Genomic DNA, 19,851 nt, shown 5'->3' with positions numbered 1-19,851 from the left:
CCTCGGATCTTTTTTATTCTTGTGATTTGAAAGCTGTGTGGTTGCGAACAGCTTTTTTACAGCAGGCCAAACGTGTTGCGGTTGATCGCGAGCACGCTCGCTCCTACAGGTATTGCATGAGCTGTAGGAGCGAGGCTTGCCCGCGATAGCGGTCGTCAGGCACCGCAGTACTAGTTAGTACTCGCCCCCTGGTTGATCCAGGCGCCGATCAGGTCGCGTTCCTGCTGAGTCATCTGGGTGATGTTGCCCAGCGGCATGATCTGGCTGGCGACTGCCTGGGCCTGGATCCGCGGGGCCTGGAGCTTGATCTGCTCCGGTGTGTCGAACATCACGCCGGCTGGCGCGGCACTGAACAGCGGGCTGGTGGGCTTGGCCGAATGACAGACCGCGCAGCGTTCCTGGATCACGCTATGCACCTTGTCGAAGGCCGGGCCTGCGTTCGACGCTTGCGCCGGTGCGGGTGCCGCGGGGGCCTCGACCGGAGCTTGCGCGGCCGCGGGCTTGGCACCGCCGCCGAGGGCGGTTTCCGGCAGCGGCTGGTACTCGATCTTCGCCGGCGCCTTGGCCACTTCCGGGCCGTTGGCCATTTGCGCGGGGCCGGTGACGTACGCCAGGCAGATCATGCCCAGCGCGGCGACGGGCAGGGTCCAGGCGAATTTGTGGCTGTCGTGGCGGGTGTTGAAGTAGTGGCGCACCAGCACCGCCAGCACCGCGATCCCGGCCAGGATCAGCCAGTTGTACTGGCTGCCGTAGGTGCTCGGGAAGTGGTTGCTGATCATGATGAACAGCACCGGCAGGGTGAAGTAGTTGTTGTGGCGCGAACGCAGCAGGCCCTTGGCCGGCAGGGTCGGGTCCGGCGTGCGGTTTTCCGCGATGGCGGCGACCAGCGCGCGCTGGGCCGGCATGATGATACGGAACACGTTGCCGACCATGATGGTGCCGATGATCGCACCCACATGCAGGTAGGCTCCGCGACCGCTGAACACCTTGCTGAAGCCATAAGCTGCGGCGATCAACAGCACGAACAGGATGAAACCGAGCAGGGCGGGTTTCTTGCCCAGGGGCGAGTCGCAGAGGAAGTCGTAGACGAACCAGCCGGCGATCAGCGCGCCGATGCCGATGGCCACGGCTTCAGGGCCGGTGAGGCCGCTGCCGGGGGCAACCAGGTACAGCATCGGGTTGTAATAGAACACCAGGCACAGCAGGGCAATCCCCGACATCCAGGTGAAGTAGGCTTCCCACTTGAACCAGTGCAGGTTCTCCGGCATGGACGGCGGGGCCAGCTTGTATTTTTCCAGGTGGTAGATACCGCCACCGTGGATCGCCCAGAGGTCGCCCGACAGGCCGTCCTTGGGGTTGACGCGATTAAGGTTGTTTTCCAGCCAGACGAAGTAGAACGACGCGCCGATCCAGGCCACGCCCGTGATCATGTGAACCCAACGCACGCTCAGGTTGAGCCATTCCAACAGATGTGCTTCCACAGTCTTTACCTCTCGCCTGTCACCCTTGTCGTCGGGTGATCAGACCTTCTCTTATTGGTGGGGGGCGAGGATCAAACGCTCATCCTCTTCAAAGAAATGCTCATCGCAGTTATTGCCTGTGCCACTGCGATCAACCACCAGGAAGTCATCCCGCTTTTCGATCGTCAGCACCGGGTGGTGCCAGACGCCGCGATGGTAATTGATGCCCTGCCTGCCATTACTGACAAAGGCGCGGACCAAGCCTGATACAGGTGCATCGCCAAGTGGCGCGACCACGATCAGAAAGGGGTTGCCGAGCAGCGGAATGAAAGCCTGGCTGCCCAGCGGATGGCGCTCCAGCATGCGGACGGTCAAGGGCATGTCCAGCGCGTCGGCGCGGAAGATGCTGATGATCGCCTTATCGTCCGGCGTGGCGGTTTCCACGGTAGCCAGACGATGGAAGCGCATGGTCGAACCGTTGTTGATCATGAAGTGATCGCTGCCGTCGGTTTCGATCACGTCACCGAAGGGGGCGAAGGCTTCTTTGGTCAGCGGTTCAATCATCAATGTGCGCATGCTGTTCTTCTTGATCTGTGAATTCGTAGTTGTCGTATCGTGCCGCCTTGTAGGAGCGAACTTGCTCGCGATGCGCTTGCCGGTGTTCACCTACGCCCGGTCGGACGCCATCGCGAGCAAGCTCGCTCCTACAGGTTCGGCATTATTTTGCGACCTTGCCCAGGATCCGCAGGCGGCTGACGCCACCGTCCGGGAACACGTTCAGGCGGATATGGGTGATCGGGCCCAGGGCCTTGATCTGCTCGGCGAAGGTGTGTTCGGCGTGCATTTCCAGCTTCTGGCTCGGCAGCAGTTCGCGCCAGAACAGCGACTGGGTTTCGATCTGGCTGTCGGTACCGCCCTTGACGAAGGCGCCCTGGATCGAGCAGCTGTCCGGGTAGTTGCCCTTGAAGTGCAGGGTATCGACGACGATTTTCTCGATCTCGCCCGGATGGCCCAAGGCGACGATCACCCAGTCGTTGCCTGGGGTACGACGACGCGCGGTTTCCCAGCCGTCGCCCATGTTGATGCCGCGACCCGGGTTGAGGATGTTGCTCATGCGGCCGAAGTGTTCGTCGGAGCAGGCGAGGGCGCGACCGCCGTTGAGCGCGGCGGCCAGGTCGACCTGTTCGTTGTCGCCGACCGCCGACCAGTCGCGGTACGGAATGCCATACACGCGCAGGCGGGCCACGCCGCCATCAGGGTAGATGTTGAAGCGCAGGTGGCTGAACGCCTGGTCGTTGCTGATCTCGTGGTAGTGGTGGCTGTTGCCTTGCAGCTCGACGGCCGACAGCACTTCCACCCACTGGGTGTTTTCGTTCGGTTCGCCTTCGGCCAGGAAGCAGGCTTCCAGGGACGCCGACGGCGGGAAGTTGCCGGTGAAGAATGAGGTGTCGATGTCCACGCCCTTGATCTGGCCGGGCACGCCCAGGCGGATCACTGCGCTGTCGTAGCCTTCGAAGCGCTTGCGGCGCGACTCCCAGCCGTCCATCCACTTGCCGTTGTCATCGAAAACGCCCTCCTTCCATACGGCCGGGGTCGGCTGGAACAGACGGTTGGCGTCAGCGAACCAGTCATCGGTCACCGAGAGGATCTTGGTGCCCAGGCGGGCGTCGGCCAGGTTGACGAACTTCTCGAAAGGTACGGCGTAAGCTTTCATTCTTCTTGTCTGCCTTGAGTTGAGTGGCTTGGGATGCTCGCCAGGCCCTGGGCGTCATGAGCGCTCGGGCCAGGTCTGCTTAAAGAGTCAGTAATCGGAACAGGGCAATCTTGTTGATCTCTGCCAGCGCGCAGCGGAACTCGGTGTCTACCGAGTTGTGGATGCGCGTTTCGAACGCGGCAAGTATCTGATGCCGGTTGCTGCCTTTTACCGCCATGATGAAGGGAAACTTGAACTTGGCCTTGTAGGCGTCGTTCAGCTCGGTGAAGCGCTGGAACTCTTCGGCCGTGCATTGGTGAATACCGGCGCCGGACTGTTCTTCAGTACTGGCTGCGGTCAGTTGTCCCTGGACGGCGGCTTTGCCGGCCAGGTCCGGGTGAGCGTTGATCAGGGCCAGTTGGCTTTGCTGATCGGCGCTCAACAGGATGTCGCTCATGCGCTGGTGCAGGGTTTCGATCTCGTCGATCGAGGCATCCTGGCCCAGGTCGAAGGTCTTCTCGGCGACCCACGGCGAATGTTCGTAGATGTCGGCGAAGGCGTTGACGAAGGCGTCGCGGCCCAGGGTCGAGGGTTTCAGGCTCTGGAAAGTGCTCATTGCGAAACCCCCGGGAATGGGTGGGTCTGCTGCCAGTGGCGGGCGATGTCCACGCGGCGGGCGAACCAGACCTGCTCGTGGCCTTTGGCGTATTCGATAAACCGCTTGAGGGCGGCCAGGCGTGCCGGACGGCCGATCAGGCGGCAGTGCAGGCCGATGGACAGCATCTTCGGCGCGCCCTCGGCGCCTTCGGCGTAGAGCACGTCGAACGCGTCCTTGAGGTACTGGTAGAAGTCGTCGCCCTGGTTGAAGCCCTGGACCTGGGTGAAACGCATGTCGTTGGTGTCCAGGGTGTAGGGAATCACCAGGTGCGCCTTGCCGGTCGGGTTGTTGGCTTCCCAATAGGGCAGGTCGTCGTCGTAGGTGTCGCAGTCGTAGAGGAAACCGCCTTCTTCCATCACCAGGCGCCGGGTGTTCGGGCCGGTGCGGCCGGTGTACCAGCCCAGGGGGCGCTCGCCGGCGATTTCGGTGAGGATGCGGATCGCTTCGAGCATGTGCTCGCGTTCCTGGGCTTCGTCCATGTACTGGTAGTCGATCCAGCGGTAGCCGTGGCTGCAGATTTCGTGTCCGGCGGCGACCATGGCGCGGATCACGTCCGGATGGCGCTGGGCGGCCATGGCGACGGCGAAGACGGTCAGCGGAATGTCGAATTCCTTGAACAGCTTGAGGATCCGCCAGACGCCGGCACGGCTGCCATATTCGTACAGCGATTCCATGCTCATGTTGCGTTCGCCCTGCAGGGGCTGGGCGGCGACCATTTCCGAGAGGAAGGCTTCGGATTCCTTGTCCCCGTGGAGGATGTTGCGCTCGCCGCCTTCTTCGTAGTTGAGCACGAACGACAAGGCGATGCGGGCATTGCCCGGCCAGTGAGGATGAGGAGGGGTGGAGCCGTAACCGATCAGGTCGCGTGGGTAGTCAGCGCTCACTGCAGTCTTCCTTCTTGTTCGTGATAACGGTGGCGTGGCGGGGCCTGGGGGGAGAAGGACAGGCTGGCGTCACTGCGATGGGCTGATTGTATACAACTTTTATTGCGCTTTGTAAGCCCGTTTTTTTGCATTTTTCATCAACGGTGCTCATCCCTGGGTGTTGCAAGAAACCTGCCTGATTGGTCAGCTAATGGATGAAAAGTCTTCTGCCCTCATGGGTTGACCGCCGATCGACGGAATACGGCGGCTTGGGCGAAGTCGTGAGAAATGGGTGATTTTTATTGTGTACAATTTTTTTGAAAAGTGTCTTAATAAATTCCTCGCCGCATCCTTTCGTGCTCTGGAACGGTGCGGTCTCCTTATCAACTGACTTCAGGAGGCGCGAGGCCTGGCTGCGCAAGCGCGTACGGGCACGCAGAATCAATGGGACGTTTGACCACACACGTTTTGGATGCCGCACATGGCTGCCCCGGCAGCGCCATCAAGGTCGAGTTGTACCGGGTCGAAGGAGCGCAACTGGAACTCGTTGCCAGCACCCTGACCAATAGCGATGGCCGTTGTGATGCGCCACTGCTGCAGGGCGACGATTACCGCAGCGGGGTGTACCAGCTGCAATTCCACGCCGGCGATTACTACCGCGCTCGCGGCGTACAGCTGCCCGAGCCTGCGTTTCTCGATGTGGTGGTGCTGCGTTTCGGCATCTCGGCCGAGCAGGAGCATTACCACGTGCCGTTACTGATTTCGCCCTACAGTTATTCGACCTATAGAGGAAGCTAGGACTTTCCCCCCACGAAGCCTGCGCAAATAGCTTCTTTGGTCTTTCGCCCGCTCACACTGCGGGCTTTTTTTCGTCTCGCAAAAAGGTGGTGTTTGCAAGGGTGCTATGCGAGCCGGCTCGCTCCTACAGGGAAGCCGCGGCAACCTGTAGGAGCGAGCTAGCTCGTGATGCGTTCAGCGGCTCAGCAGCGACGCCGCTCCCGCGCCGCTGAACAGCCCGGCGCTGATCCGGTTGAACCAGCTCTGGCCCTTGCCGCTGCGCAGGTAGCGCGCCGCGCCGTGGGCGCCGAGGCCGTAGGCCAGCTTGCACAGCAGGTCGAGCACGGTCCAGGTGGCGATCATGATCAGCAATTGCGGCAGGAACGGCTGTTCGGCGCTGAGGAACTGCGGCAGAAACGCGGCAAAGAACAGAATGTCTTTCGGGTTGCTCGCGCCCAGCACGAAGGCACGCCCGAACAGGGCGCGAAAGCGCGGTTTCGGTGCGGCCTCGGGCACTTCGGCGCCGTGGGAGGGCTGGCGGGATTGCTGCCAGCTCTGCCAGGCCAGGTAGAACAGGTACAGCGCACCGACGATTTTCAAGGCGCTGAACAGCTGTTCCGATGCCAGCAGCAGGGCGCCCAGGCCCAGGGCCGAGGCACTCAGCAGGCAGATCGAGGCAAACACGCCGCCGAGAAACGCCGGATACGACCTGCGCAAACCGTAATTCAGGCTGTTGCTGATCATCAGCAGGGACAGCGGCCCGGGAATCAGGATCACCACCAGTGCCGCGCCGCTGAACAGCAGCCAGGTTTCCACGCTCATTGCCTTTCTCCTTATGTGCAAAAGCCTCACCCGACGGGGTGAGGCCGTTTGAAACCGATGTGCCTACAAGAAAACGAACTTGGCGATAAAGATCGCGCACAGCACCCACAGGCTGATGGAGATTTCCTTGTACTTGCCCGTCCCGGCCTTCAGGGCCACGTAGGTGATGAAGCCCAGGGCGATACCGTCGGCGACCGAAAAGGTCAGCGGCATCATGATCGCCGTGACGATCGCCGGAATACTGTCGGTGGCCTCGTCCCATTCGATGTGGGCCATGCCGCCCATCATCAGCATCGCCACATAGATCAGCGCCCCGGCGGTGGCATAAGCGGGGATCATGCCAGCCAGCGGAGCGAAGAACATGGCCGCGATAAATAGCACACCTACGGTCACGGCGGTAAGACCAGTCCGACCACCTGCGGCAACGCCCGCGGCACTTTCCACATAGCTGGTGACGGGCGGCACGCCCACCACGGCGCCGAATACGCTGGAGGCGCTGTCGGCCTTCAGGGCGCGGGAAAGGTTCTCGATCTTGCCCTCGGGGTTGACCAGGCCGGCGCGCTGGGCCACGCCCATCAAGGTGCCGGCGGTGTCGAACATGTGCACGAAGAGGAAGGCCAGCACCACACTGATCATGCTGACGTTGAACACCCCGGCCACGTCCATGGCCATCCAGGTTGGCGCCAGGCTCGGCGGGGCCGACATGATGCCCTCGTAGTGCACCAGGCCCAGGCCCCAGCCGGCCAGCGTCACGGTAATGATGCTGATAAGGATCGCGCCGAAGACCTTGTGGTAGCTGAGCACGGCGATCATCAGGAAGCAGACGGCCGCCAGCAGCGGGCCGGGTTCGCGCAGGGAACCGAGCTTGATCAGGGTGGCCGGGCTATCGACCACGATGCCTGCGGTTTTCAGGCCGATCAGCCCGAGGAACAGGCCCACGCCGGCGCCCATGGCAAAGCGCAGGCTCACCGGGATGCTGTTGAGCAGCCATTCGCGGATCCGCGAAAAGGTCAGGAACATGAACAGCACGCCGGACACGAACACCGCGCCAAGGGCGGTTTCCCAGTTGTAGCCCATGGTTCCGACCACGGTGTAGGTGAAAAAGGCGTTGAGCCCCATGCCAGGCGCCAGGCCCACCGGCCAGTTGGCGTACAGCCCCATCAACAGACAGCCCAAGGCGGCGGCGATGCAGGTGGCGACGAAGGCCGCGCCGTGGTCGATGCCGGCATCGGCCATGATGTTGGGGTTGACGAAGATGATGTAGGCCATGGTGATGAAGGTTGTCAGACCGGCAATCAACTCGGTCTTCACCGTGGTGCCATGCACCCTGAGTTTGAAGATGCGCTCCAGCCAGCCATTGTTCAGCGGCGGCGAAAGTTCCAGCGTGGGGGCTTCGGATTTACGGCTTTCCACAGCGAGTACTCCTCAAGAGTTTTATTATTTTTTCCAGAGCCGGACACGGGAGGGTGGGCAGCGGCTCTTTGAGGCAGGTAAGGCTTGCGGGCTTTTATTGACCTATGGGTCAAGAACTCGCACGTGGCGAATTATGCTTTTGTATACAAAGAAAGCAAATAATGTTTTTGAGTTTGTGTGCGAAAAGTTCGCCGGAACGGCTATATGCCTGTCGCCGCTGGCGCAGCCTGGGATCGGCTGCACAGCCGTGGTCTTCGGCCAGCGCGGCTAGTCAGGCATATCGAGGCAGCAGGTTTACCGGCGCTGGATCGCAGGCTGCGGGTATCAGCGGTTTTCGCCGAGGGCCTTGTTCACCGCCAGCCAGCCATCCACTGCCGCTTCGCCGGCCTCGGCAAATACCCGTTGCAGCAGTTTCACCTGCTCGCGCCGCAGCGATTGCTCGAAACGGGCGCCGTCCTCCGTCAGTTCCAGCAGGCGTTTGCGCTTGTCGCTCTCGGGGGCGACGCTGTTGACCAGGTGCATTTCCATCAACTGGCGCAGCGGAATATTCAGCGCCTGCTTGCTTACGCCCAGCGCCGCAAGCAGCTCTTTGACGCTCAGCCCCGGATAGCGGGCGATGAAAAACACGATGCGCTGATGCACGCGGCTCAAGCCGCGACGCTCGAGCATTTCGTCGGCCTTGGCGGTGAATGCCTGGTAGCCAAAGAAGAAGGCTTCCATGGCGGCTTGCTGGGTGCTTTGGTTTTTAAGGTCAAGCATATTGACGTATCTGCGCAGGTGGGCGTAATTTCGGTCAAGCAGTTTGACGTATTTTTCTCCGCCTTTGCTACCGGGTGACCCTCATGGCCTTCTCCGAACGTGTTTCGCGTCTTAAAAGCTCACTGATCCGTGAAATCCTCGCGGCCGCGCAGCGTCCGGAGGTGATGTCGTTCGCCGGCGGGTTGCCCGCCGAGGCCATGCTGCCGACAGTCGATTGGCAGGCAATGCCGGTCGCCATGGGCCAATACGGCATGAGCGAAGGCGAGCCGCAACTGCGTGAGGCCTTGGCGGCGCAGGCGCGGACGTTGGGCGTGCCGTGCGAGGCCAGCCAGGTATTGGTGGTCAGCGGGTCGCAGCAGACCCTCGACCTGGCGGCCAAGCTGTACATCGACAAGGGCACGCAGATCATGCTGGAAGCGCCGACCTACCTTGCGGCGTTGCAGATTTTCCAGCTGTTCGGCGCCGATTGCCTGACCGTACCGCTGGAGGCCGACGGACCCGATCTGGCGCAACTGCGCGTGCGCCTGGAACGGCATCGTCCCGCGTTCATCTATTTGATCCCGACCTTCCAGAACCCTTCGGCGGTGCGCTACAGCGAGGCCAAGCGCGATGCCGTGGCCGCGTTGCTCGATGAGTTCGGGGTGACCCTGATCGAGGACGAACCGTACTGCGAGCTGACGTTCGACGGCGGCAGCGCCATGCCGATTGTCGGCCGCTTGCGCAAGGCCAGCTGGATCTACACCGGCACCGTGTCGAAGACGCTGTTGCCCGGGCTGCGGGTCGGTTACCTGATCGCCAGCCCGGATCTGTTCCCTCATCTGCTGCGCTTGAAGCAGTCGGCGGACCTGCACACCAACCGTGTCGGCCAGTGGCAGGCGTTGCAATGGATCGGTACCGAGAAGTACCAACAGCATCTGAGCGAGTTGCGCGATTTCTACCGGGCACGCCGCGACGGTTTCCAGGTTGCCTTGCAACAGCATTTCGGCGATCTGGCCGATTGGCAGGTACCCCAAGGCGGGTTGTTTTTCTGGTTGACCTTGAAACAGCCGCTGGACACCCGCACTTTGTTGAAAGCGGCGCTGGAGCAGGACGTGGCATTCATGCCGGGCGAACCCTTCTTCTCCGAGCCGGACCGCAATCCAGGTCACCTGCGGTTGAATTTCAGTCATATCGATCCAGCGCGTCTGGACGAAGGTCTCAAGCGGCTGGCCACCGTGGTACGTCAAGCGCAGGCTGCACAGGCAGCCTGAGAGGAGAAGGCCATGTACAAGGTTTATGGGGATTACCGGTCCGGCAACTGCTACAAGGTCAAGCTGATGCTCAGTCTGCTGGGCCAGCCTTACGAGTGGCAGGCCGTGGATATCTTGAACGGGGATACACAGACCGAAGCGTTTCTGGCGAAGAACCCCAACGGCAAGATCCCGGTGCTGGAGCTGGAAGACGGCACTTGCCTGTGGGAGTCGAACGCGATTCTCAATTTTCTCGCCGACGGCAGCGAATTTCTGCCGAGCGAGCCGCGTTTGCGCACGCAGGTGCTGCAATGGCAGTTTTTCGAGCAATACAGCCATGAGCCGTACATTGCCGTGGCGCGCTTTATCGAACTGTATGAGGGCTTGCCCGAGGCGCGCCGCGAGGAATACCTGAAGCTGCACAAGCGTGGCTACAAGGCGCTGGACGTCATGGAGAAGCAATTGAGCCGCACGCCTTATTTGGTGGGCGAGCACTATTCGATTGCCGATATCGCGCTCTATGCCTACACCCATGTCGCCGATGAGGGCGGTTTCGACCTCGGACGCTACCCGGGCATTCAGGCTTGGATGCAACGGGTGGCAAGCCATCCGCGGCATGTCGGGATGCTGGATTGAGCCTATGCGGGTAATAAAAAACCGACCCTAGGGTCGGTTTTTTTTACGCTGGATTTGGGGTGCCTGTCGTGGCGCTATCGCGAGCAAGCTCGCTCCTACACAGAGCGAGCTTGCTCGCGATGAGGCCTCTCAGGCCGCCGCAAATCGCTGGTCCAGATAATCGATGATCACCTTGGACTCGTACATCCAGGTGGTCTGGCCGTTTTCTTCGATACGCAGGCACGGCACCTTGATCTTGCCGCCTTGCTCCAGCAGGGTCTGGCGGTCCTGCTCGTTGTTTTTCGCATCGCGCAGCGCCACCGGCACGTTCAGGCGGTGCAGGGTACGGCGGGTTTTCACGCAGAACGGGCAGGCGTGGAACTGATACAGGGTCAGGCCCTTTGCGGCCTGTTCGACCTGGGCTTGAGCCGCGGCAGGGCGCTGCTGCTTGCGTGGGCGGGTGATGAAGTCGATGAAGATGATGAGCTGGCCCAGGCCGACTCGAAGCGCTTTGACGATCACGATATTGCCTCTTGCCCATGAGAGAAGGGGCGGCAGCTTACCTGATTTTTGCCAGGCGAAAAAAAACCGGCGATGAACGCCGGTTCTTTCAGGCAGCCGTATCACTTGATCAGGCTGAGAAACTCGCTGCGGGTCGCTGCGTTTTCGCGGAATTCGCCCAGCATCACCGACGTGATCATCGACGAGTTCTGCTTTTCCACGCCGCGCATCATCATGCACATGTGCTTGGCCTCGATCACCACCGCGACGCCCAGGGCGCCGGTCACCTGCTGGACCGCGTCGGCGATCTGGCGGCTGAGGTTCTCCTGGATCTGCAGGCGGCGCGCGTACATGTCGACGATACGCGCGACTTTCGACAGGCCCAGCACCTTGCCGCTTGGGATGTAAGCGACGTGGGCCTTGCCGATGAAAGGCAGCAAGTGGTGCTCGCACAGCGAGTAGAGCTCGATGTCCTTGACCAGCACCATTTCGCTGTTGTCGGAGCTGAACAAGGCACCGTTGGTGACCTCTTCCAGCGTTTGCTCATAACCGCGGCAGAGATACTGCATGGCCTTGGCGGCACGTTTTGGCGTGTCGAGCAGGCCCTCGCGGGAGACGTCTTCGCCCAATTGGCCGAGGATCGCCGTGTAATTCTGTTCCAGGGACATGAAACTACCTGTGGGATTTTACGCAAAGGGCAAGGGTACGGTGGCGGACTCGACGCTGCAAGCGCGACGAAGCGGCTTTACTCGTCGCGACCTTCCATCATGGTGCGCTTGAGCATCACGTAGACCGCCCCCGCGCCGCCGTGCCGGGCCTGGCACGAGGTGAAACCCAGCACCTGGGGATGCTGGCGCAGCCAGGTGTTGACGTGGCTCTTGATCATCGGTCGCTTGCCATCCAGGCGCACGGCCTTGCCATGGGTGACGCGCACGCAGCGGATCTCGAATTTTGTGGCTTCGGCGAGAAAGGCCCAGAGGGTTTCCCGGGCTTTCTCTACGCTCATGCCGTGCAGGTCGAGGCTACCCTCGAAAGGAATCTGCCCGACCTTGAGCTTGCGCATCTGGCTTTCCTGGACACCGTCGCGGGCCCACATCAGATCGTCTTCCGGGCCGACATCGATCACGAATTGATCGGACAGCCCATCGACGGCGGTGGTGTCGGTACGCACGGTAGCGGACTGGCGCAATTTGGCGATTTGCGCGCGGTCAGCCTTGGGTTTGCCGGTATCGGCGCGATCGTGCTTGATCGGCTTGACGCCTTGGATCGCGCTTTTGAACAGGGAAAAATCGTCGTCTTGCATGTCAGTCTCCGCGAAGACCGAGCAGTTTACCCAACTCGGCGGGAGAGGGGCGGGACAAAACGCGTTGCCGTCGACTCAGTCATGTTTCTTCATCAGGTGCGGCGCCATGTTCAGGGTTTGCGGCTGGCGCATGCGCCGCCGGCAGCGCCGCCACAGCCAGACGCCGACATACAGCAGTAACAGGCCGACCGCTAAAATCACCGCCGAGCCCGCCGGACTGGCATTCAGTTCGCCCAGCGCCGGAGGGCGCCCCAACAGGCTGGCAGCCCCGGCCATCGCCAGCAGCACACCGAAGGTCGCCAGCAACGCGGAGAACCCCGCGCCCAGGCGCAAACGCCAGTTCCGCGGGCCTTTGGGCCGCAGACGACGTGCGTCAAAACCATCGGATATCTTCATTCCGACCTTCCTCAATGGGTATCGGCCTTCGACCGAAAGATGACCGGGTGGTTCCTGAGGCTAAGGCAATTGCAGCAAATGAGAGGCTTTTACGGATGAGCGGCCAGCGGCCGCTCAGTCGGGTCGATCAGATCAGATCTTTGGTGGTGGCAAGGGTGGCGAAGTTGTCCGCCATGATGGCCATTTCGGTCTGCTGGACATGCTCGGCCGTCAGGATGCCGCCTTTGTACGGCAGGTCGCGGGTGGCGCAGGCGTCTTCCACCAGGGTGCAGCGAAAGCCCAGGTTCTTCGCCGCGCGCACGGTGGTGCTGACGCTGGAATGGCTCATGAAACCGCAGACGATCAGGTCCAGGGAGCCCAGGTCCTGCAGGCGCTTTTCCAGTTCGGTGCCATGGAAGGCGCTCGGCAGCAACTTGCCGATGATGGTTTCGTCGTCCAGGGGTTCGAGGCCCGGGATGAACTCGCCGCGTTCGCCCTGCGGGTCGAACAGGCCGCCGACAGTGCCGAGGTGGCGTACGTGCACGACCGGGCGGCCGGCGGAACGGGCGGCAGCGACCAGTTGCCGGATGTTGGCGACCGCGGTGTCCATGCCGGACAGGGCCAGCGGGCCGCTGAGGTATTCTTTCTGCGCGTCGATGATCACAAGGGTCGCGTGGCTCAAATTAGCCGCTGCATAACCACGACCGCTGAGTTGAAACATCGTCTTTGGAACGGACATTCTGGGGCTCCTGTGAGTGGGGCTTTTGCGACATTGTCCTCTGGCGGAGCGCTTCTGTGAATCGCTACTAACGTAAGGGGCGTGGTTGCTGGCCTACAGCCGTGTCAAGGGCTATGGGGAATCGGGCCGAATGCACGGAAAACGGCCTGGACGCCCCGCAGACTCAGATTTTTCATGCGTCGTCCTCAGACGTTTTGGCTGTTAGAATCGCCAGTCGTTTTTTCAGGAGTCTGTCCCGTGATCACTTCCCGCCTGCGCACTCTGCGCGACCATATCCGTTGGGCTGTCAGCCGCTTTCATGGGGAGGATCTGTTTTTCGGCCATGGGACCGACAATGCCTGGGACGAGGCCCGTCAATTGGTCCTGGGCGCCTTGCACCTGCCTTGGGAAATTGCCGACAGCTATCTGGATTGCGCGCTGGAAGACGACGAGTTGGACAACCTGCAACGCTTGCTCAAGCGTCGTATCGAAGAGCGCGTGCCGACCGCCTATCTGCTGGGCGAAGCCTGGTTCTGCGGCCTGTCGTTTATTGTCGACGAGCGTGTACTGATCCCGCGTTCGCCGATTGGCGAGCTGATCGAAAAACGTTTCGAACCCTGGCTGGGCGCCGAGCCGGCGCGGATTCTCGATCTGTGCACCGGGTCCGGTTGCATCGGCATTGCCTGCGCCTATGAGTTCCGGGACGCGGAAGTGGTGCTGGCCGATCTGTCGTTCGAGGCCCTTGAGGTGGCGAACCAGAACATCGAGCGCCATGGCGTCGACGAGCGCGTGTTCACGGTGCAGGGCGATGGTTTCGAGGGGTTGCCGGGCCAGCGTTTCGACCTGATCGTGTCGAACCCACCGTATGTGGATGCCGAAGACTTCGCCGACATGCCTGAGGAATACCAGCACGAACCGGAGCTGGGCCTGGCCTGCGGCGATGACGGCCTGAACCTGGTGCGGCGCATGCTCGCCGAGGCGGCCGATCACCTGACCGAGAAGGGCCTGCTGATTGTCGAGGTCGGCAATAGCCAGGTGCATGTCGAGGCGCTGTACCCGGAAGTCGATTTCGCCTGGCTGGACTTCGAGCGCGGCGGCCATGGCGTGTTCATGCTCACCGCCGAGCAGTGCCGGCAGCACCAGGCGTTGTTCAGCTCGCGGGTCTGAGCAACAAGCGAAGAACCACAAAAAAGCCCGCCAATTGGCGGGCTTTTTTGTTATCAGCGGTGGGTGGCGATCCAGATCAGCAACCCGGCCTGGAACACCGCGAACGCCACCAGACAGGTGATGGTGAAGCGCAGCCCGGTGTCTTCGCGCTGGTACTTGGCGACCTTCTCTTCGTGCTTGCGCAGTTTGACTTCCTGTTCCACGAGGTTCTGCTCGGCCTGCTGCAGCATCTGCGCGGCTTCGAGGATTTCGACGAACTGCAGCTTCTCGGTGTTCCAGTTGGCCAGCAATTGACCGACCTGCACGTCCTTGACACTGCCCTTGAGGTGCTGGGCATCGGCGTAGGCCACATCGAAACCCTGGATCCGCAGGAAATGGTCGCGGCGCAAGCGCGTGGCTTCGTTCAACGCATCTTTGTTCGCCAGTTCGAAACCGTCCACGCGGTAGTGCGGCCACTTCTTTTGGGCCCAACTTGTCCCCTGGGCCAGCAGGAAACGGCCGATGCCGCGGTTTGCCGGTTCGATCTGCAGGTTTTGTGGCTCGAAGCGCACGCGACGGGTGGCATGGTCGACCCAGACATCCAGGTGGTTCTGCTCCTTGCGCACGCGTTGGCCCGGCAATTGGATCACCAGGCGCAACAGGCTGAGTTCCTTGTTGCTACGCTCGGCGTAACCGAACTCGACAAACCGCAGAGGCCGCCCGCCAGTGGCACGATCGACTTGCAGCGGCGCCAGGCGCAGCATCCGGTGGTGCTCGGCATGCACGTCCGCCCAAGGCAACGCCACGGCTTCGGGAGCGGGGGGTTCAACCGCGGTTTCGGGAGGGTTCTGGGTATCGGTCATAACGGCGAGATCCTGTCCAAGCGCTGCTTGCCGGCGGCAAGGAAACGGCCGGCAAAGGCTTATCGGCCGTTTTTTTCAGGACTGGAGGGGAAAACGCGTCAACGGGCGTGAAGTCCGTCAATAAAACGAATGATGCGGCTCCCCAGTTCTGCGGCCAGCGGCAGTTGCGGGTCCTTATAGGAGGCCAGTTGCCGCTTGACGTCGTTGGGCACGATACGCAGGACATGGTTCATGCCTTCGATCAGCGCCAGTTGGGCGTCCGGTTTGGCGGCCTTGAGCATCAGCGCATCGTCGACGCCGACCTGGATATCGTTGCTGCCCTGGACGATCAGGGCCGGCATCTTCAGACGGGCGAAGGCAGCGGCCGGATCTTCCTTGAACAGGGTGATCAGGTACGGCTGCACGCTGGGTCGGAAGATCACTTCCAGGGGCGGTGGCACGTCGGTATCGACCCGGCCGGCCTTGAGGCTGTCGAGCAGTTCGTTGCTGCGCAGCATCAGCGGCGCCGGCAGGCGATAGCTCAGTTGCTGGCGCAATACCTGGTCCACCGGGCGAGCGGTGCCGGAGATGGAAATCACCGCTGCCGCATCGACCTGGGGCGCTGCCAGCGTGGCGATCAACGCGCCCTCGCTATGGCCGAGCAGGATCAGCGGGCCCAGGCGCGGGTCGGTCTTGAGTTGCTTGCCCCAGGCCACAGCGTCCGCGACGTAGGCGTCGAGGGTCAGGTTGCGTTCGTCCGGAGTGGCGGCGAGGCTGGCGGCGACGCCGCGCTTGTCATAGCGCACGCTGGCGATGTTGTGCTTGGCCAGCACCCAGGCCAGGCGCTTGAGGCTGTCATTGCGCCCGCCGTCGGGGTTGTTGCCGTCGCGGTCGGTGGGGCCGGAGCCGGAGACGATCAGTACCACCGGCACCGGGCTGTCGGACTTGGGCAGCAGCAGCGAGCCGTACAGCTCGCCGTGGCCGGTGTCCAGGCTGATGGGACGTTGCAGCACGGCCGCCTGGACCAGGCCGGTGAACAGGGTAAGGCTCAAGAGAAGAACTCGCAGCATCATCACGCCATCATGAAAGAAGGTGCCGGTTGGACTTCCGGACATGGATAAGGTTCGAGGATGAACTAGTTGGGTAGCCTGCGTATACTGGCGCGCTCAGCAATCACAACTGAGTTATTTCGGCTGATTTCACGGAGCGCCCCGCATGTCCGGCAATACCTACGGCAAGCTGTTCACTGTCACCACCGCGGGCGAAAGCCATGGCCCGGCGTTGGTCGCCATTGTCGACGGCTGCCCTCCGGGTCTTGCGTTGTCGCTGGACGATCTGCAGCGCGATCTGGACCGGCGCAAGCCTGGCACCAGCCGTCATACCACCCAACGCCAGGAAGCCGATGAAGTCGAAATCCTCTCCGGCGTGTTCGAGGGCCAGACCACTGGCTGCTCCATCGGCCTGCTGATCCGCAATACCGACCAGAAGTCCAAGGACTACTCGGCGATCAAGGATCTGTTCCGCCCGGCCCACGCCGACTACACCTATCACCACAAGTACGGCATCCGCGATTACCGCGGCGGCGGTCGCAGTTCGGCGCGGGAAACCGCGATGCGCGTGGCGGCCGGGGCCATCGCCAAGAAGTTCCTGGCCAGCCAGGGCATTGTGGTTCGCGGCTACATGAGCCAGCTCGGCCCGATCGAAATCCCGTTCAAGAGCTGGGATTCGGTGGAAGACAACGCCTTCTTCAGCCCCGACCCGGACAAGGTCCCGGAACTGGAAGCCTATATGGACCAGCTGCGCCGCGATCAGGACTCCGTGGGCGCGAAGATCACCGTGGTCGCCGAGGGTGTAATGCCGGGCCTGGGCGAGCCGATCTTCGACCGCCTCGACGCCGAGCTGGCCCACGCACTGATGAGCATCAACGCGGTCAAGGGCGTGGAGATCGGCGCCGGTTTCGCCAGTGTCGCCCAGCGTGGTACCGAGCATCGCGACGAGCTGACCCCGCAAGGTTTCCTCAGCAATAACGCCGGCGGCATCCTCGGCGGGATTTCCTCCGGCCAGCCGATCGTCGCGCACCTGGCGCTCAAGCCGACCTCGAGCATCACGACGCCGGGGCGTTCGATCGATGTCGACGGCAACCCGGTGGACGTCATCACCAAGGGTCGTCACGATCCGTGCGTTGGGATTCGCGCCACGCCGATCGCCGAAGCCATGATGGCCATCGTGCTGATGGACCACCTGCTGCGCCATCGCGCACAGAACGCCGACGTGCGTGTGGGCACGCCGGTGCTGGGCCAGCTGTAATGCCGCTCCTGCCAGTCGCCACGGTCTGACGGCCGTGGCGGCACTGCCGTACTGGCGGCTCTCCAGTTTCTACCTGTTCTATTTCGCGCTGCTGGGTTCGACCGCGCCGTTTCTGGCGCTGTATTTCGACCACCTGGGGTTTTCCAGCGCGCGCATCGGCGAGCTGGTGGCCATTCCCATGCTCATGCGCTGCGTGGCGCCGAACATCTGGGGCTGGCTCGGCGACTACAGCGGCCGGCGCCTGGCCATTGTGCGGTTTGGCGCGATCTGCACGCTGCTGAGCTTTTCGCTGATTTTCGTCAGCAAGAGCTACGCCTGGCTGGCGATGGTCATGGCTTTGCACGCGTTCTTCTGGCACGCGGTGTTGCCGCAGTTCGAAGTGATCACCTTGGCGCACCTGCAAGGCCAGACCAGCCGCTACAGCCAGATCCGCCTGTGGGGCTCGATCGGTTTCATTCTCACGGTGGTGGCGCTGGGGCGCCTGTTCGAGTGGCTGAGCCTGGATATCTACCCGGTGGCGCTGGTGCTGATCATGGCCGGGATCGTGCTCAGCAGCGCCTGGGTGCCCAACGCCCAGCCGGCGACCCAGGGCAGTCGCGCGGCCGCTGGAGGTTTTCTCAGCCAACTGCGCAGCCCCGGTGTCCTGGCCTTTTATATGTGCGTGGCGCTGATGCAGATGAGCCACGGCCCTTACTACACCTTCCTCACCCTGCACCTGGAACACCTGGGCTACAGCCGCGGGCTGATCGGCCTGCTGTGGGCGCTGGGGGTGGTCGCCGAAGTGTTGATGTTCCTGGCGATGAGCTGGATCCTCTCGCGCTTTTCGGTACGCCGGGTGCTGCTGGCGAGTTTCCTCCTGGCGGCGTTGCGCTGGCTGCTGCTGGGGGCCTTCGCCGAGCACCTGTGGGTGCTGTTGTTCGCCCAGGTGTTGCACGCCGCGACCTTCGGCAGCTTTCATGCCGCGGCCATTCATTTCGTGCAGCGCAGTTTCGGTGCCCGTCAACAGGGCCAGGGCCAGGCCTTGTACGCCGCCCTGGCCGGTACCGGCGGCGCGCTGGGCGCGTTGTATTCCGGCTACAGCTGGAACGCCCTGGGCGCGACATTGACCTTTAGTATTGCCAGCCTCGCCGCGCTGGCGGCAGCCGTTATCATTGCCACCCGCATGCATGAAGACAGGCCGTGAGCCTCGCCTTCGAGTGCCTGCATAAACCGTCAAGGCGTGCTTCGATCGAAGCCGCCACCGCCCGATGATGCCCGGCCGGCCTGGAACAGCCGCAGGGCACTGTCGATCACGAGGAATTGCCACGATGAGCAGCTTGTCCGTCTACCACCTATCCAGCCCGGACCTGCCGAACAAGGTGCTGACCCACTTCGACGATATCGCCGCAACCCTCGCCGAGCAGGGTGTACGTTTCGAGCGCTGGCAAGCCGCGACCCGGATCGTGCCCGGCGCCAGCCAGGAGGAGGTGCTGGCGGCCTATCAGGAGCAGATCGATCGTTTGATGACCGAGCGTGGCTACTTGAGCGCGGATGTCATCAGTGTCGACGAGCATCACCCGCAAAAGGCCGAGTTGCGCGGCCGTTTTCTCGACGAACACCGGCAGGCCGAGGATGAACTGCGCCTGTTCGTCGCCGGTCGCGGTCTGCTCAACCTGCACATCGACGACTATGTGTACGCCGTGTTCTGCGAGAAGCACGACCTGATTTTGCTGCCGGCCGGCACCGCGCATTGGTTCGATATCGGCGAGAACCCTTATCTACTGGCGATCCGCCTGTTCAAGAATGCCCACGGCTGGGCTGCCGAGTTCACCGGTTCCGATCTCGCCAGCCAATTCCCGCGGCTGGACGACTGAGCGAGTTCCGCTCGGCTATCCCTCCGGAAAAGGGCGACTTGCGAAAGCATTCAGGCCGTGTCAGCGCAAGGCTGGCACGGCCTGAATGGGGTTATCCGTCAAGGCCGCGAGAGGCGGCTGTCGGAGTTACACCGAGTGATACGACGGCAGGGCAAAGCGGTTCTGGCTCTGCAGCAGGGAAATCTGTGGCAGTTCGCTGGCCTGTTCGGCCAGGTCGCGCCGCAGTGCGCTGATCACCCACGACAGCTGATCGCCAGCGTGCAGTTGGGCATAGGAAATCGAACGCTTGAGCTGTTTGCCTTCGCTGTTGCGCAGCGTCAGCAGGATGCCGCCATCGGGACGTGGCTGAGTGGTCACTTCGTAGTTGGAGAACAGGGAAGCGAATTTTTCTTGGATCAGGCTCATGTCTATCAGCTCCATGGGTTCTTGAATGGCAAACCTGGAGGGATAGGTGCAGCGATTGTGCCAGCATTGTTTTTTAATTAATTTGTTTAAAATCAATTAGTTATAATTTTAT

The 19,851-nt window shown here is 62.0% G+C and carries 23 protein-coding genes; 7 read left to right on the top strand and 16 right to left on the bottom strand.

What is annotated here, in order from left to right; genetic code table 11:
- Positions 1-170 precede the first annotated feature (170 nt).
- The 5 genes from BTN82_RS21275 to puuE form a co-directional block, all read right to left on the bottom strand.
- Positions 171-1,481: a urate hydroxylase PuuD gene (locus tag BTN82_RS21275; RefSeq protein WP_075121071.1), complete on the bottom strand. Its 1,311-nt coding sequence runs from the start codon at positions 1,479-1,481 to the stop codon at positions 171-173.
- 51 nt (positions 1,482-1,532) lie between these two features.
- On the bottom strand, positions 1,533-2,036 hold the full coding sequence (locus BTN82_RS21270; RefSeq protein WP_075121070.1) for an ureidoglycolate lyase: 504 nt from the start codon (positions 2,034-2,036) through the stop codon (positions 1,533-1,535).
- A gap of 142 nt (positions 2,037-2,178) precedes the next feature.
- Complete coding sequence (alc, locus tag BTN82_RS21265; protein ID WP_075121069.1) at positions 2,179-3,174, bottom strand: allantoicase; 996 nt, start codon at positions 3,172-3,174, stop codon at positions 2,179-2,181.
- A gap of 79 nt (positions 3,175-3,253) precedes the next feature.
- Positions 3,254-3,769 (bottom strand): 2-oxo-4-hydroxy-4-carboxy-5-ureidoimidazoline decarboxylase, encoded by a 516-nt coding sequence (gene uraD, locus BTN82_RS21260; protein ID WP_075121068.1) that lies wholly within the window; start codon positions 3,767-3,769, stop codon positions 3,254-3,256.
- Positions 3,766-4,695, bottom strand: a complete 930-nt coding sequence (gene puuE / locus BTN82_RS21255; RefSeq protein ID WP_075121067.1) for an allantoinase PuuE — start codon at positions 4,693-4,695, stop codon at positions 3,766-3,768. The genes uraD and puuE overlap by 4 nt, the downstream gene beginning before the upstream one ends.
- 423 nt (positions 4,696-5,118) lie before the next feature.
- Here puuE and uraH point away from each other — a divergent pair, with 423 nt between their 5' ends.
- Positions 5,119-5,472 (top strand): hydroxyisourate hydrolase, encoded by a 354-nt coding sequence (gene uraH, locus BTN82_RS21250; protein ID WP_075121066.1) that lies wholly within the window; start codon positions 5,119-5,121, stop codon positions 5,470-5,472.
- Between the two features lie 174 nt (positions 5,473-5,646).
- Here uraH and BTN82_RS21245 read toward each other — a convergent pair whose 3' ends face one another.
- The 3 genes from BTN82_RS21245 to BTN82_RS21235 all read right to left on the bottom strand — a co-directional run bounded on the left by BTN82_RS21245 (position 5,647) and on the right by BTN82_RS21235 (position 8,445).
- Entirely contained in the window at positions 5,647-6,273 is a 627-nt protein-coding gene (locus BTN82_RS21245) for a LysE family translocator (protein ID WP_075121065.1), read from the bottom strand.
- A gap of 63 nt (positions 6,274-6,336) precedes the next feature.
- A complete protein-coding gene (locus BTN82_RS21240; RefSeq protein ID WP_075121064.1) occupies positions 6,337-7,686 on the bottom strand; it encodes an NCS2 family permease in 1,350 nt (449 codons plus the stop codon).
- Between the two features lie 324 nt (positions 7,687-8,010).
- Complete coding sequence (locus BTN82_RS21235) at positions 8,011-8,445, bottom strand: MarR family transcriptional regulator (RefSeq protein WP_075121063.1); 435 nt, start codon at positions 8,443-8,445, stop codon at positions 8,011-8,013.
- Between the two features lie 83 nt (positions 8,446-8,528).
- Between BTN82_RS21235 and BTN82_RS21230 the strand changes: the two genes are divergently transcribed.
- A complete protein-coding gene (locus BTN82_RS21230; RefSeq protein ID WP_075121062.1) occupies positions 8,529-9,695 on the top strand; it encodes a PLP-dependent aminotransferase family protein in 1,167 nt (388 codons plus the stop codon).
- Between the two features lie 12 nt (positions 9,696-9,707).
- Positions 9,708-10,310 (top strand): glutathione S-transferase family protein, encoded by a 603-nt coding sequence (locus BTN82_RS21225; RefSeq protein ID WP_075121061.1) that lies wholly within the window; start codon positions 9,708-9,710, stop codon positions 10,308-10,310.
- 129 nt (positions 10,311-10,439) lie between these two features.
- Here the strand turns inward: BTN82_RS21225 and BTN82_RS21220 are convergent, their stop codons facing one another.
- From BTN82_RS21220 to BTN82_RS21200, 5 genes are all read right to left on the bottom strand, one after another.
- Positions 10,440-10,811: a glutathione S-transferase N-terminal domain-containing protein gene (locus tag BTN82_RS21220; RefSeq protein WP_075121060.1), complete on the bottom strand. Its 372-nt coding sequence runs from the start codon at positions 10,809-10,811 to the stop codon at positions 10,440-10,442.
- A 101-nt stretch (positions 10,812-10,912) separates the two neighbouring features.
- Positions 10,913-11,458, bottom strand: coding sequence for a GTP cyclohydrolase I FolE (gene folE, locus BTN82_RS21215; RefSeq protein WP_003204506.1), 546 nt, complete (start codon positions 11,456-11,458; stop codon positions 10,913-10,915).
- A gap of 77 nt (positions 11,459-11,535) precedes the next feature.
- Positions 11,536-12,093: a Smr/MutS family protein gene (locus BTN82_RS21210; RefSeq protein ID WP_075121059.1), complete on the bottom strand. Its 558-nt coding sequence runs from the start codon at positions 12,091-12,093 to the stop codon at positions 11,536-11,538.
- A 75-nt stretch (positions 12,094-12,168) separates the two neighbouring features.
- A complete protein-coding gene (locus BTN82_RS21205) occupies positions 12,169-12,489 on the bottom strand; it encodes a hypothetical protein (protein ID WP_007932271.1) in 321 nt (106 codons plus the stop codon).
- A 127-nt stretch (positions 12,490-12,616) separates the two neighbouring features.
- Positions 12,617-13,207 (bottom strand): cysteine hydrolase family protein, encoded by a 591-nt coding sequence (locus tag BTN82_RS21200; protein WP_075121058.1) that lies wholly within the window; start codon positions 13,205-13,207, stop codon positions 12,617-12,619.
- Positions 13,208-13,444: 237 nt separating this feature from the next.
- Here BTN82_RS21200 and prmB point away from each other — a divergent pair, with 237 nt between their 5' ends.
- Positions 13,445-14,353, top strand: coding sequence for a 50S ribosomal protein L3 N(5)-glutamine methyltransferase (prmB, locus tag BTN82_RS21195; protein WP_075121057.1), 909 nt, complete (start codon positions 13,445-13,447; stop codon positions 14,351-14,353).
- A gap of 53 nt (positions 14,354-14,406) precedes the next feature.
- On the opposite strand, the gene BTN82_RS21190 is transcribed toward prmB, so the two are convergent.
- Positions 14,407-15,195: a hypothetical protein gene (locus BTN82_RS21190; protein WP_075121056.1), complete on the bottom strand. Its 789-nt coding sequence runs from the start codon at positions 15,193-15,195 to the stop codon at positions 14,407-14,409.
- Positions 15,196-15,293: 98 nt separating this feature from the next.
- Complete coding sequence (locus BTN82_RS21185) at positions 15,294-16,247, bottom strand: alpha/beta hydrolase (protein WP_075121055.1); 954 nt, start codon at positions 16,245-16,247, stop codon at positions 15,294-15,296.
- 142 nt (positions 16,248-16,389) lie between these two features.
- Between BTN82_RS21185 and aroC the strand changes: the two genes are divergently transcribed.
- From aroC to BTN82_RS21170, 3 genes are all read left to right on the top strand, one after another.
- Positions 16,390-17,481, top strand: coding sequence for a chorismate synthase (gene aroC / locus BTN82_RS21180; protein WP_075121054.1), 1,092 nt, complete (start codon positions 16,390-16,392; stop codon positions 17,479-17,481).
- A 34-nt stretch (positions 17,482-17,515) separates the two neighbouring features.
- The gene (locus tag BTN82_RS21175) at positions 17,516-18,664 is read left to right on the top strand and encodes an MFS transporter (protein ID WP_075121053.1); all 1,149 of its coding nucleotides are present in this window, start codon (positions 17,516-17,518) and stop codon (positions 18,662-18,664) included.
- A gap of 124 nt (positions 18,665-18,788) precedes the next feature.
- Positions 18,789-19,334, top strand: a complete 546-nt coding sequence (locus tag BTN82_RS21170; RefSeq protein WP_075121052.1) for a 1,2-dihydroxy-3-keto-5-methylthiopentene dioxygenase — start codon at positions 18,789-18,791, stop codon at positions 19,332-19,334.
- A 126-nt stretch (positions 19,335-19,460) separates the two neighbouring features.
- On the opposite strand, the gene BTN82_RS21165 is transcribed toward BTN82_RS21170, so the two are convergent.
- A complete protein-coding gene (locus BTN82_RS21165; protein WP_075121051.1) occupies positions 19,461-19,739 on the bottom strand; it encodes a DUF3509 domain-containing protein in 279 nt (92 codons plus the stop codon).
- Positions 19,740-19,851: the final 112 nt, after the last annotated feature.

This window comes from Pseudomonas chlororaphis (assembly GCF_001921865.1).
Classification (GTDB): Bacteria; Pseudomonadota; Gammaproteobacteria; order Pseudomonadales; family Pseudomonadaceae; genus Aquipseudomonas; species Aquipseudomonas chlororaphis_D.
The sequence above is the reverse complement of the archived record's forward strand: the minus strand, read 5'-3'. Positions and strand labels throughout refer to the sequence as shown.